This window comes from Acidobacteriota bacterium, assembly GCA_020853395.1.
In the GTDB taxonomy this organism is placed as follows: domain Bacteria; phylum Acidobacteriota; class Vicinamibacteria; order Vicinamibacterales; family SCN-69-37; genus JADYYY01.
The window spans coordinates 195,910-208,965 of the sequence record JADYYY010000011.1 but is presented as its reverse complement, the minus strand read 5'-3'; the positions used below and the strand labels follow the sequence as shown (position 1 = coordinate 208,965).

The window sequence follows — 13,056 nt, the reverse complement described above, 5'->3', positions numbered from 1 at the left end:
CCTGCTGCGCCGTTCGCGGCTCACCGCTTCGTCTGAATCTCGGCGCGCAGGCGCTCCTCCCGCGCGCGCAGTTCGGGCGTGAGCTCCTTGCCGAAGTCGTCGGCTTCGAAGATCGGCCGGATCTCGACCTCGGCCCCGTCGTCGAAGGGCGCGCGCTTCAACCACGTCACGGCCTCGGCCATCGACGCGACGTCCCACAACCAGAAGCCGGCGACGAGCTCGTTCGTCGCGGCGAACGGGCCGTCGATGACGTCGCGCTTCGACCCTGAGAAACGAACGCGCTTGCCCTTCGAGGTCGGGTGCAACCCTTCGCCGGCCTTCATGATGCCGGCCTTGACGAGCTCCTCGTTGTACGCCCCCATGTCGCGGAGCAGCCGTTCGCTGGGCATCACGCCCGCTTCCGATTCCCTGCTCGCCTTGACGATCACCATCACGCGCATCGTGTGCCTCCCGTCCTGAACCGTCATCGTGACGTCGAATGCGCTGCGCCGAATCAACCACGTGACCGCGCAGCCAGTCGATCGCCAGAGGCCGGACTCGTCTGCGGATGCCGCCAACCGCCGGCCGATCGAACCCAGGCCGGAGCATGCCGTGGCCACGGCGTTCTAACGCCGCGGCCAGGCCGCCTCGGCCTGCCTGCAACCTGCCTTGTGGGGAACCACTCAATGATAGGAAACAACGGGGGGCGGAGGCGACTGCCGTGAGCAAGAGACACGCGGCAGATTCCGATCCGCTGTCGTGACGACCCGATGCTAGACTTCCGGTCCCAAGGAGGCTGTATGTCCAGGAGCAGGCCGGGACGTCTCGGGTGGTGGGTGGTCTTGTTGATCGTCGCCGGAACCGCGGCGCCCGCGTGGGCGCAACAGCCGGATCCGAACCGCAAGTACGGCATCGGATCGGAGGCCCGGCAGGGCATGTTGTTCCTGCTGTTCCTGGCGGACGTCCAACCGTATTCGGGCGTGGGCTTCGAGACGGTGTACAACCACCCGCTCGCGAAACTGGCGCGCGGCGCCTCGCGCTCGCCGATGGTGGACTTCCGCACGCTGCGACAGACCGCTGAGGACAACGCGACCTTGGTGAGCGTGGTCGGGCAGTTCGGCTACTCGCGCGTGAACGGCGCCAACATCACGACCATCATGGGCGGGCCCCGCGTGACCCGGCCCGTGAGCCCCAAGGCGAGCGTCTTCGGACAGGCCACGGCCGGCCTGGTCAGCAGCTACGGGTCGAGCGACTTCGGCCTGCAGCCTGGCGGCGGCGTCATCGTCGACACGGGCAAGTGGATCGTGTCCGCCCAGCTCGAGTTGCTCGTGACCTTCTTCGAGGGCGGCAGCGACACCAGCACGCGTATTAGCGCCGGCGTGGCGATTCCGTTCGGCCAGCGCTAGAAGTGCAGTGCGAACCGAGAGCTGAAGAGCGAACGAGACGAAACTGACGCCGGGCGCGCCGTCTCGAGCGACGACCGTGGACGTACGTCGCTCCGTTTCGGACGTTCGGCGTCGGACATCACGCCTCGTGCGCGCGGTCGGGCCGCGACACACCAGGGCGCGCCGTGCGGCTCAGCCCCCCCAGAGCATCCGGTACACGACCGCACCGGCGACGCCGCCGAGGATCGGGCCAAGGACCGGCACCCACGCGTAGCCCCAGTCCGACGATCCTTTGCCGGGGATGGGCAGCAGCGAGTGCGCGAGGCGCGGGCCGAGATCGCGGGCCGGGTTGATCGCGTAGCCCGTCGATCCGCCGAGCGACAGGCCGATGCCGAACACGATCACGCCGACGAGCAGCGGCGCCAGCGCGGTGTCGAACCCCAAGTTCGGGATCAGGTTCTTCGGCGTGAGCACGCTGAGCAGCCCGATGACGAGCGCCGCGGTCGCGATGGCCTCGCTGAGCAGGTTGGCGGCCGGCCGCCGGATGGCGGGACCGGTGGAGAACACGGCGAGCTTCGCGCCGGCATCCTCGGTCAGCGCCCAGTGCGGCAGATACGTCACCCACACCAGCACGCCGCCGATGAACGCGCCGATGGTCTGCGCGAGGACGTACGTGGGCACGTTCGCCCACTGGAACTTGCCGATTGCCGCGAGCGCGATCGTCACCGCGGGATTCAGGTGCGCGCCGCTCAGCGCGTTCACGGCATACACCGCGATCGTGACGCCGGCGGCCCAACCGGCCGCGATCACGATCCAGCCGCTGTTCTGTCCCTTGCTCTTCTGCAACACGACGTTGGCCACCACGCCGTCGCCGAAGACGACGAGCAGCATGGTACCGACGAGCTCCGCGAGGAATGGGGTCATGGCGACGGATTCTAATCCCGAACGCCCGAAGTTCGCTCGCCGGCCGCCGGCGCGACGGCATTCGGTGACGGCCGGCTAGCCCTTGACCAGCGCCTTCACCAGCTCACGGTTGAAGGCCGGGATGTCCGCCACGACCCGCCCCCACACCTGGTTCCCCTCGCGGAAGGCGGGTTCGTCCGTCCACACTCCGCCGACGTTCTCGAGGTCGTCCTTGATGCCGGTCGATCCGGTCACGCGCTGTCCCTCGGCGACGATGCCGGCGGAGACGGCGATCGAGCCGCCGTGGCAGATGATGCCGATCACCTTCCCGGCGCCGTGCATGTCCTTGACGAGCGTCTTGACGACGTCGTAGCGGCGCAGTTTGTCGGGCGCCCAGCCGCCGGGAAGGATCAGCGCGAAGAGCTCGCTCGATCTCAGATCGGCGATCTTCGCGTCGGGCACGATGACCAGCCCGTTCTTGCCGCGCACGGGCTCGAGCGTCAGCCCCGCGCTCAGCACCGTGGCGCCCTCCTCCTGCAGCCGCATCAGCGGGACGTAGTACTCCAGATCCTCGACTCCCTCGGCGACGAGGGTGGCGATGGTCGTGTTCTGCAATCGCACGGCGGCTCCTTTCCGATTCGTCGTCAGCGTCAGCTCGCCGGAGGCGAACCGTCCGTCTGCTGCCAGCACACCCCGGCCAGGCTGCGCGGATTCGCGCCCGCGTCGTGACGCGACCCTGCCGGCCCCCGCAGCGGTGCGGTGATATTATCTGCCGCCGTCATTGATGGAGCGCATATGAAGAAACTGATCAACGACCCGCAGAACGTGCTGCGGGAATCGCTGGAGGGGTTCGCCGCAGCCCACTCCGACATCCTCAAGGCTTCTTTCGATCCGACGTACGTCGTCCGCGTGGACGCGCCCGTCGCGGGCAAGGTCGGCGTCATTTCGGGCGGCGGCAGCGGTCACGAACCGCTGCACGGCGGATTCGTCGGCCGCGGGATGCTCGATGCCGCCTGTCCTGGCCAGGTCTTCACGTCGCCGAGCCCCGATCAGATGGAGGCGGCGACCGTCGCGGTCGACGGCGGCGCCGGCGTCCTCTACATCGTCAAGAACTACACCGGCGACGTCATGAACTTCGAGATGGCGGCGGAGCTGTGCCAGGCGCGTGGCATCCAGGTGGAGTCGGTCATCATCGATGACGACGTGGCGGTGCAAGACAGCCTGTACACGGCGGGCCGGCGCGGCGTGGGCGCGACGGTCGTCGCGGAGAAGATCTGCGGTGCGGCGGCCGCCCGCGGCTACGATCTCGCGCGGGTCGCGGCGCTCGGCCGTCAGGTGAACGCCAGCGGCCGATCCATGGGCATGGCCTTGACGTCCTGCACCGTGCCGGCCGCGGGCAAGCCGACGTTCGAGCTCGGCGAAGGCGACATCGAGATGGGCGTCGGCATCCACGGCGAACCTGGCCGCAGGCGCGTCCCGCACCGCCCGGCGAAGGAGCTCGTCGCGCACATGGCCGACGCGATCCTCGGCGACCTGGAGATTCGAGGCGGCGACCGCGTCATCGCCATGGTCAGCGGCATGGGCGGCACGCCGCTCATCGAGCTCTACCTCGTCTACGGGGAGCTGGCGCAGATTCTGCGCGCCCGGGACATCGAGGTCTCACGCCGGCTGGTCGGCAACTACATCACGAGCCTCGACATGGCCGGCTGCGCGCTCACGCTCGTGCAGGCCGACGACGCGCTGCTGTCGCTCTGGGACGATCCTGTGCTGACGCCGGCCCTGCGCTGGGGGAATTGAACATGGCCGTCAGCACTCAGGACGTGCTGCGCTGGCTCGCTGCGCTGCACCAGGTGTTCGCAGACAACCGCCAGTACCTCACCGATCTGGACTCAGCCGTCGGCGACGGCGACTTCGGCATCAGCCTGGACCGCGGCTTCACGGCCGTCCAGGCCGAGCTGACCGCGAACCCTCCCGCCGACATCCGCACGGCCTTTCAGAACGTGGCGACCGTCCTCATCAAGACGATGGGCGGCAGCTCGGGCCCGTTGCTGGGCACGTTCTTCTTGCGTGCCGGCGCGACGTGCGCCGGCAAGGCCGAGTTGGGGCCTGCCGACGTCGTCGCGCTCTTTCAGGCTGGCGTCGAAGGCCTCCAGCAGCGGGGCAAAGCCGCGCTCGGCGACAAGACGATGATGGACGCCTGGCTGCCGGCCGTGGATGCGATGCGCAGCGCCCTGGACGCTGGAGGCGGCCTGGCCGACGTGCTGGAACGGGGCGCGGCGGCGGCCGACGCAGGCATGCGCGCAACGGTCGACATGCAGGCGCGCAAAGGCCGCGGCAGCTATCTGGGAGAGCGCAGCATCGGGCATCAGGACGCTGGCGCGACGGCGACGGCGCTGCTGTTCAAGACGGCGGCGAACACCTGGCGCGCGTAGCCGATCTCTGCTCACGACGCGTCGCTCGCGCGCCGCGTCGTGTTGTCGTTTGCGACCTGCGGTGCTACATTTCGCAGTGATTCCGAGGTGACACATGAGAACACGTGGCTTTAGTCTGGTGGCCGCGGCGCTGGCCATGTCCGGCGTCGTCACAGTGGCCGCCCAGGGCCAGGCCCCTGCCGGCGGCGGTGCCCAGGCCCCAGCGACGGCCCCTGGCGGGATCGTCCTCACGCCAGCCGCGCAGAGGCTGCTTCCCAAGGCGATCAACGCGCCCGATATCAAGTACGAAGTCGTCCGCGACTTCATGAAGCTGCCGCCCAACGTGTTCATGGGCGAAGGCATCGGCGTCGCACGCAACTCGAAGGGGCGCATCTTCGTCAACACCTGCGCGCAGCAGACGCGCAATTTCGAGTTCGACCAGAACGGCAACTACGTGCGGGAGATCGGGAAAGACTCCTACGGCCACGTCTTCTGCCACGGCATCCGCGTCGATGCCCAGGACAACATCTGGGTGATCGACGAGGGCGCCAACATGCTCATCAAGTACAACCCCGAGGGGCGGGTGGTGATGACGATGGGGCGCCGGATCGGGTTCCCCTACAACGGGATGGAGCCCGCGGTGAAGGAGCTCAGCCCGGCGCCGCCCTATGTCTTCAATCGCCCGACGGACGTCGCGTTCGATGCGGCCGGCAACATCTTCGTCGCCGACGGCTACGTCAACTCGCGCATCGCCAAGTACGACAAGTACGGCAAGTTCATCAAGCAGGTCGGCACGCGCGGATCCGGGCCGGGTCAGTTCAACCTGCTGCACGCCATCGCCGTGGACGCGCAGGGCAACGTCTACGGCGGCAGCCGCAGCGACCAGCGGATCGTCGTGTTCGACAACGACCTGAACTACAAGACGACGTTCGATCACGTGGGCGCGCCGTGGTCGCTCTGCATCACGCCCGGTCCGGGCCACCAGTACCTCTACACGTCCAACTCCAACCCCGACTCGCAGGACACCGAGCTCCACAAGGCCAGCGGCCAGATCTTCAAGATGGAGCTCGACGGGACGGTGCTCGGCAAGTTCGGCGTGCCCGGCAAGGAGCAGGGGCAGTTCAGCACGGTCCACGGGATCGACTGCAGCGTGCCGAACGAGATTCTGACCACGGAAATCGTCGAATGGCGGATGCAGAAGTTCATCCTGCACCCCACCGCGGCTCAAGGGGGCAAGTAATGACATCCGCACGACTCGCAGCCACAGGCCTCGCGGCGACGCTAGCGTTCGCCGGCGCGCTCTTCTCGGACTCGCTGGTCTCGAGGGCGGTGTCCGCCCAGGCCCAGCCGCGCGAAATCGCGTTCGAGTCCGCCGGTGACTTCCTGAAGCTGCCGCCCGACGTCCACTTCGGCGAAGTGGCCGGCGTGGCCACCACGGCCGCGGGCAACATCTGGGTCTACTACCAGAGTGGAGGCCCGAACGCGATCGTGGGCGCGTCGCGCGTCTACATCGCCGGCGGCCCGCGCCTGCTCGAGTTCGATCGCACCGGGAAGTTCCTGCGCGAGGTCGGCACCGTCGAGAACGAGCGCCCCTACGCGTTCCTGTTCGCGCAGGGCGTCCGGGTGGATCCGCAGAACAACATCTGGATCGTGGACCGCGCCTCGAGGATGGTCGTGAAGTTCGATCAATCCGGCAAGGTCCTGCTGACGCTCGGCCGCAGGCTCGAGGCGATCGGTGAGCTCGGCAGCAGCGGCGTGTTCGGCCGCGCGTCCGGCCCTCCGGGATCCGGCGTGCCGGGCGACAACTTCAACCAGCCGCTGGACGTGGCCTGGGACGCGGCGGGCAACATCTTCATTCCCGACGGCTACGGGAACGCCCGCGTCGCGAAGTTCGACAAGAACGGGAAGTTCATCAAGTCGTGGGGCGCGACCGGTTCCGGCCCCGGCCAGTTCAACGTTCCCGCCTCCATCGCGGTCGATGCCCGGGGCATGGTCTACGTGGCGGACATGGGCAACAACCGCATCCAGGTGTTCGACAACGACGGCACGTACAAGACCGAGTTCAAGAACGTGGGCGCGCCGCGCGCCATCTGCATCTCGCCGGGCGCGCAGCCGTTCCTCTTCAGCTCCAACTCCAACCCGACCGAGGACCCGTTCCTCGACGGCGAGATCTACAAGATGCAGCTCGACGGCACGATCGTCGGCCGCTTCGGCAAGGCCGGCAAGCAGTTCAAGGAGTTCGGCATGGTCAACGCCATCGACTGCCGCGAACCGAACACCTTGTACGTCGCCGAGATGATGAACTGGCGCGTGCAGAAGCTCACCCTCAAGTAGAGGATCGCCGCACGTTGCCGCGCGAGACGCCGAGGGCCTGGAGTGCGCTCCAGGCCCTCGCCCTTTGACGCCGCCTCACAGCCTCGCCTTGGCATCGTGTTGTCGTTGACGGCGCACGGTGCTACATTTCGCACTATTCCGAGGTGCCCCATGAACACACGTCGCTCTAGCCTGGTGGCTGCGGCGTTGGCGCTCTCTGCCACCGCCGCCACCACCCTGTTCGCCCAGATACCGTTGGTTCGGACGCCGCCCGACCAACTGACGCCGCAGCAGTTGCAGCTCCGGCCCAAGGCCATCGATGCGCCCGACATCAAGTACGAGGTCGTGCGCGACTTCATGAAGATGGCGCCGAACGTGTACCTGGGCGAAGGCATCGGCGTCGCCCGCAATTCCAAGGGGCACATCTTCGTCAACACCTGCGCCCAGCAGACGAAGACCTTCGAGTTCGACCCGAAGGGCAACTACGTGCGCGAGATCGGGAAGGAGCTCTACGGCCACGTGTTCTGTCACGGCGTGCGCGTCGATGCCCAGGACAACATCTGGGTGATCGACGAGGGCGCCAACTCGATCATCAAGTTCAACCCGCAGGGGCGCGTGACGATGGTGCTGGGCCGCCGGGACGAGTGGCCGATGGGCGGGCTGGTGTCGTCGCTGGGCGCGCTCGATCCGGCCCCGCCCTACATCTACAATCGCCCGACCGACGTCGCGTTCGACGCGGCCGGCAACATCTTCGTCGCCGACGGCTACGTCAACTCGCGCATCGCCAAGTACGACAAGTACGGCAAGTTCATCAAGCAGGTCGGCACGCGCGGCTCGGGCCCCGGCCAGTTCACCCTGCTCCATGCCATTGCCGTCGACGCGCAGGGCAACGTGTACGGCGGCAGCCGCAGCGACCGGCGCATCGTGGTGTTCGACAACGATCTGAACTACAAGACGACGTTCGATCACGTCGGCGCGCCCTGGTCGTTGTGCATCAGCCCCGCCGGGTATCTCTACACCTCCAACTCCAACCCCGACAACCAGAACACGCCGATCCACGAGGTCACCGGTCAGATCTTCAAGATGCGGACCGACGGCACCGTGCTCGGCAAGTTCGGCATCCCGGGCAAGGAGCAGGGGCAGTTCGGCACGGTACACGGGCTCGACTGCAGCGCCGAGAACGAGATCCTGACCACCGAAATCACGCAGTGGCGCCTGCAGAAGTTCATCCTGTACCCCACCGCCGCTCAAGGGGGCAGGTAATGAAGTCCTCACGTATCGCAGTCACGCTGGCGCTGGCCGGCTCGTTGTTCGGCAGCCCGCTCTCCGCCCAGCAGAAGGAAATCTCGTTCGAGTCCGCGGGTGATTTCCTGAAGCTGCCGGACGACATCCACTTCGGCGAGGTGGCCGGCGTGGCCACCACTTCCACGGGCAACATCTGGGTCTACTACCGAGGGGGCGGCCCGAACGCCACCATCGGGGCCTCGCGCACGTACATCAACGGCGGCGCGCGCCTGCTGGAGTTCGACCGCTCCGGGAAGTTCCTGCGCGAGATCGGCACCGGCCCCACCGGGCGCCCCTACTCCTTCCTGTTCGCCCAGGGCGTCAGGGTCGACCCCCAGAACAATTTCTGGGTGGTGGACCGCGCGTCGAGGGTGGTCGCCAAGTTCGATCCGTCTGGCCGCGTCCTCATGACGCTGGGCCGCAGGCCAGAAGCGGTCGGCGAGGTCGGTAGCAGCGCTGGTGGCGGTGGCGGCCGTGGTGGCGGCGGTGGCGCCGCTCCCGGTGCCGGAGCTCCCGGTGCTGGGGCTCCAGGTGGCGGGGCTCCGGGTGCCGCCCGCGGCGGCGGCGGTGGCGGTCGCGGCGGCGGAACGCCCGGCGCTGGCACACCCGGAGACAACTTCAACCAGCCCACGGACGTGGCGTGGGACGCGGCCGGCAACATCTTCATCGCCGACGGCTACACCAACGCCCGCATCGCGAAGTTCGACAAGACGGGGCGGTTCGCCAAGTCCTGGGGCTCGACCGGTTCCGAACCCGGCCAGTTCAACATCCCCCACTCCATCGCCGTCGACGCGCAGGGCAACGTCTACGTCGCCGACATGGGCAACAAGCGCATCCAGGTGTTCGACAACGACGGCACGTTCAAGACGCAGTTCACGAACGTGGGCGCGCCGCGCGCCATCTGCATCTCGCCCGGCGCGCACCAGTACCTCTTCAGCTCCAACTCCAACCCGACCGAGGACCCGTTCCTCAACGGCGAGATCTACAAGATGGAGCTCGACGGCACGATCGTCGGCCGCTTCGGCAAGGCCGGCAAGCAGTTCAAGGAGTTCGGCATGGTCAACGCCATCGACTGCCGCGATCCGAACACCTTGTACGTCGCCGAGCTGATGAACTGGCGCGTGCAGAAGCTCACGCTCAAGTAGCCGTCGCCGATCCGAGCACCTCGCATCGCGAGGTCGCGACCCGAGGGCCTGGAGGCACCGCCTCCAGGCCCTTCTTCTTTCATCGCGACGGAGATACCATCTCAGCTTCGATGGCGACGGGGTCGCTCGTCCTCGTCTCGCTCCTGCTGCTGTCTCAGCCCTCGACGTCCGGCGTCGAGCGCCTGACGCTTCGCGTCGACGGCGCCGAGCCGCTGCGGTACGCGCTCTCGCTGCCGCCGAAAGGCGGCCCGCGCTCGGGGCGCCCGCTCGTGCTAGCGCTCCATCCCGGCGGACCTCGGTTTCCGTACTACGGCGCCGCGTTCGTCGAACAGGTCGTCGGTCCCGCCGTCGCTCCGCTCGATGCGGTCATCGTCGCGCCCGATTGCCCGGCCAACGCCTGGACCGACCCGGCGGCAGAACGTGCAGTGCTCGCACTCGTCGACCACGTGATGGGCGAGGTCGCGATCGATCGACGACGTGTGATCGTGGTGGGGTTCAGCATGGGCGCGCGAGGCGCGTGGTTCCTGTCGGCGCGCCACGCGGCGGTCGTCACGGGCGCGGTGATCGCCGCGGGCTCGCCGGGTGACCAGCCGATCGACACGCTCGCGCCGGTGCCGACCTACGTCGTCCACAGCCGCGACGACGAGGTGGTGCCGTTCGCGCCCACCGAGCGCGCCGTCCGCGACCTTCAGCGTCTGAAGCGGGAGATCCGCTTCGAGGCGCTCACGGGCCTGCGCCACTACGACACCGCGAAGTACATCGAGTCGATCGCCCGCGGCATCCGGTGGGTGCTCGGCCGCACGCGACGGTGACGGCAGCCGTCACCGGCCGAGCCAATACGTCATCTTCACGAGCACGACATCGTCTGCCGGCGCGGCGAAGAGCGTGCCCGCGTCGCGCCGGAAGGCGAAGCGGCCCGGACGGCTGGTGTCCTCGCGCTGCTGGGTCCAGACCAGGTAGATGGTCGACCCCGGACGGAACTCCCAGCGCAAGACGGCGTTCACTTTGAACGACTTGTAGTTGAAGTCGGGATCGCCGAAAGAGAACGGCAGGGCCGTCCCCGCGCCGTCGGGATCGGCCTCGTACTCGCGCGCGATCGGATCGAACGCCAGCGTCGAGGCACCCGTGCCGTACTCGAGGAAGTCGAACGTGCGCGGCCGCGCGAGCTCCTTGAACGGGCCGTACGCGCCGGCGGCGAGCAGCGGCTCCATGTAGAACTGGAGCGAGGCGCGCGGGCCGATGATGTAGCTCACCCGGGTGCCGACGCGGACTTGCGTCTGACGCAGGCGCGCGAACACGTCGCGGCGGCCGAACGTCGCCGCCGCCGCGGCATCCTCCGCGGTCTCGACGTACTGCGCAGCGGATCGCGACCGCACGAACGACGGGCCGATCGAGACCGTGAGCGACGGGCTGGGCTTGACGTTCGCGAACAGGTCCACGCTCTGGCCGCCGCCACCGAACTCGTCGTGCGACGTCTCGACCATGAGCCCCATGGAGACGGCCTTCCGCTCGTCGCTGAAGACGCGCCCGTTGACGAACCAGGCCTCCGGTCCGACGGCGAGCGCGCCGCCGCGGGTCAGCCGGTCGTCCAGCACGCGCGCGAACCGCGCGCCGCACCCACCGGTGCTCCAGTAGGTGACCCACTGGACGTCGCCGCAACTGAACCACAGGTTGCTGACGACGTCGCGGTTGAAGTTCCAGCCGCCGGCGCGCGCCACCCAGAACGAGCGCTCGCGCGCGAACCGGCCCGGCGTCGTGTCGCGCCACAACACCACGCCGTGGCCGCCGAAGCGATCGGCCACGTCCTGGAAGCCGAGATCGTTCGACTCGAACCCTGGGCTCACGCCCCAGAGCGACGCGTGAACGCGCCACGCGCCGTTGTTCCGCGTGAGGTTCACGCGGCCGGCGAACCCATCGAGCGACGTCCGCGTCGGGTCGAACGTCACGTGCGGGGCGTCCGGACGCTGGTAGTAGCGCTGCGGCGCCCGCTGCAGGCGCGCGATCGCCGCCTCGCTGCCGGAGACGTGGCTGCCCGACAGCTTGCCGTTGACGACCCAGTCGCGGCTGGCGTCCACGTACCAGAATCCGTCACCGCCGACGACGAACGCGTGCGCGGGCAGCGCATCGGCGAGGCGGGAATCGGAGAAACGGCGGACGACCGACGTGGCGAGCACGCCGGCGCCGCCGCGCGCGAAGTCGCGCTGCACGCGAGCGACCGCGTAGTTGGCCGCTGGCTCGACGTCGGTGCGCGCCGTGACGCCCGCCTCCATGACGCGCGCGCGCGACCGGCCGGTGACGGCTTCGACGAGGCCGATGCTCCAGCCGCCCGGCGTCTTGCCCGTGAGGCGGCCGGCGCCCAGGATGGTCGTGGCGCGCGGACGGTCCACGAAGTCCCCGTCGGCATCGCCGGTCGGCGCGCGGCCGATGCGCCGCGTGTAGAAGAGCCCCGGGTCGGCGGTGTTGAACCCGAACGACAGATCCGCGCCCCGGCGGCCGAAGTTGCCGAAGATCTCCGATCCCTCGATGAAGAAGCGGCGCTTCTCCTCGAAGAACGTCTCGAACGCCGTGAGGTTGACCACCGCAGGATCCACCTCGGCCTGGCCGAAGTCCGGGTTGACCGAGACGTCGAGCGTGAGGCCGCGCATCACGCTGGCCTTGAGATCGAAGCCGACGCGGCCGAATTGGCGCGAGCCGTCGTTGAAGGGATCGCCGGCGCGTTCGGGTTGCACGTACTCGGCGCTCGCCGCCGTGTAGGGCACGACCTCGACGTGCCGCGCCGGGCGGACGCGGTCGATGCCGGTGAGGTGCGCCATGCGCGACGCCTGGCCGTGCTCGTTCTTCGGCACGAGCTCGAGCCAGGCGGTCTCGTTCTTGCGGCGGATGAACCGCGCGGCGTTGACGCCCCACGTCTGATGATCGCCGGCCGCGAAGCGCAACTGCGAGAACGGGATCCTCAGCTCCGCCGTCCACCCCTCGTCGTCGATCGCCACCGACGAATGCCACACGGCGTCCCAGGATCGATCCTCTTCGCTGTCGTTGGACAGCGCGAAGTCGCGCTGCACGCCGGCGGCGCTCACGACGAACCCGGCGCCGGTGACGTGGTCGTGCCGCGGATCGAGCAGGATGCCGAACTGATCGGCGTCCGCCTCGTCGTCGCGCGCCGAGAGCCGTCGTCCGATCCCCGAGGGATCGCGGTCGTACATGCGCGCGCCGACGTACACGGCGGTGTCGTCGTAGACGATCCGCACCTCCGTCCGCTCGCTGGCCGGCTGCCCCTCGCTGGGATCGCGCTGGGTGAACGACGAGACCGGTGTGGCGGCCGCCCAGCAGTCGTCTGTGAGCCGGCCATCGAGCAGCGGCGGCCTCGACGCACGCGTGGCGCTGACGGCGATGCGCGGCGTGTGGCCCTGTGCCGCCACGGACGTCATGCGCACGGGCGCGACGACCGCCCAGGCGGCGGCCAGGCAGGTACACGCGCGGTTCGCTCGACGCGACACCGCGACAGTGTATGCGGCATCGCGCACCGGTTCCGGCCGGGGCCTGCGGCCACCGCTTCGCAACCCGCCGCCGCGGCGGCTCCTGCGCGAACGCGGAGGTAGCCGAAGACGCCGAGATGCCGAGATTGAACCGCCGTGT

General features: G+C 68.7%; 12 protein-coding genes. 8 read left to right on the top strand and 4 right to left on the bottom strand.

The features are described from left to right. Positions 1-20: 20 nt before the first annotated feature. Positions 21-440, bottom strand: a complete 420-nt coding sequence (locus IT184_12205) for a YciI family protein (GenBank protein ID MCC7009569.1) — start codon at positions 438-440, stop codon at positions 21-23. 339 nt (positions 441-779) lie between these two features. On the opposite strand from IT184_12205, the gene IT184_12200 reads away from it, so the two are divergent. Continuing rightward, positions 780-1,385, top strand: coding sequence for a hypothetical protein (locus IT184_12200; GenBank protein MCC7009568.1), 606 nt, complete (start codon positions 780-782; stop codon positions 1,383-1,385). A gap of 171 nt (positions 1,386-1,556) precedes the next feature. On the opposite strand, the gene IT184_12195 is transcribed toward IT184_12200, so the two are convergent. Together IT184_12195 and IT184_12190 are read right to left on the bottom strand one after the other, a co-directional pair. Continuing rightward, positions 1,557-2,288, bottom strand: coding sequence for an aquaporin family protein (locus IT184_12195; protein ID MCC7009567.1), 732 nt, complete (start codon positions 2,286-2,288; stop codon positions 1,557-1,559). A gap of 75 nt (positions 2,289-2,363) precedes the next feature. Then, a complete protein-coding gene (locus IT184_12190) occupies positions 2,364-2,888 on the bottom strand; it encodes a type 1 glutamine amidotransferase (protein ID MCC7009566.1) in 525 nt (174 codons plus the stop codon). 174 nt (positions 2,889-3,062) lie between these two features. Between IT184_12190 and dhaK the strand changes: the two genes are divergently transcribed. The 7 genes from dhaK to IT184_12155 all read left to right on the top strand — a co-directional run bounded on the left by dhaK (position 3,063) and on the right by IT184_12155 (position 10,232). Continuing rightward, the gene (gene dhaK, locus IT184_12185; protein MCC7009565.1) at positions 3,063-4,064 is read left to right on the top strand and encodes a dihydroxyacetone kinase subunit DhaK; all 1,002 of its coding nucleotides are present in this window, start codon (positions 3,063-3,065) and stop codon (positions 4,062-4,064) included. A 2-nt stretch (positions 4,065-4,066) separates the two neighbouring features. Then, positions 4,067-4,699, top strand: a complete 633-nt coding sequence (gene dhaL, locus IT184_12180) for a dihydroxyacetone kinase subunit L (GenBank protein ID MCC7009564.1) — start codon at positions 4,067-4,069, stop codon at positions 4,697-4,699. Between the two features lie 136 nt (positions 4,700-4,835). Then, positions 4,836-5,918 (top strand): 6-bladed beta-propeller, encoded by a 1,083-nt coding sequence (locus IT184_12175; GenBank protein ID MCC7009563.1) that lies wholly within the window; start codon positions 4,836-4,838, stop codon positions 5,916-5,918. Continuing rightward, positions 5,918-7,012 carry a 6-bladed beta-propeller gene (locus IT184_12170; GenBank protein ID MCC7009562.1) on the top strand — a complete coding sequence of 365 codons (1,095 nt, stop codon included), beginning with the start codon at positions 5,918-5,920 and terminating at the stop codon, positions 7,010-7,012. Before IT184_12175 ends, IT184_12170 begins: the two co-directional genes overlap by 1 nt. Positions 7,013-7,162: 150 nt before the next feature. Further along, positions 7,163-8,254, top strand: a complete 1,092-nt coding sequence (locus IT184_12165) for a 6-bladed beta-propeller (GenBank protein MCC7009561.1) — start codon at positions 7,163-7,165, stop codon at positions 8,252-8,254. Beyond that, positions 8,254-9,420, top strand: coding sequence for a 6-bladed beta-propeller (locus IT184_12160; protein MCC7009560.1), 1,167 nt, complete (start codon positions 8,254-8,256; stop codon positions 9,418-9,420). Before IT184_12165 ends, IT184_12160 begins: the two co-directional genes overlap by 1 nt. Positions 9,421-9,530: 110 nt before the next feature. Beyond that, positions 9,531-10,232: an alpha/beta fold hydrolase gene (locus IT184_12155; protein ID MCC7009559.1), complete on the top strand. Its 702-nt coding sequence runs from the start codon at positions 9,531-9,533 to the stop codon at positions 10,230-10,232. A gap of 9 nt (positions 10,233-10,241) precedes the next feature. Here IT184_12155 and IT184_12150 read toward each other — a convergent pair whose 3' ends face one another. After that, positions 10,242-12,917: a carbohydrate binding family 9 domain-containing protein gene (locus IT184_12150; protein ID MCC7009558.1), complete on the bottom strand. Its 2,676-nt coding sequence runs from the start codon at positions 12,915-12,917 to the stop codon at positions 10,242-10,244. Positions 12,918-13,056: the final 139 nt, after the last annotated feature.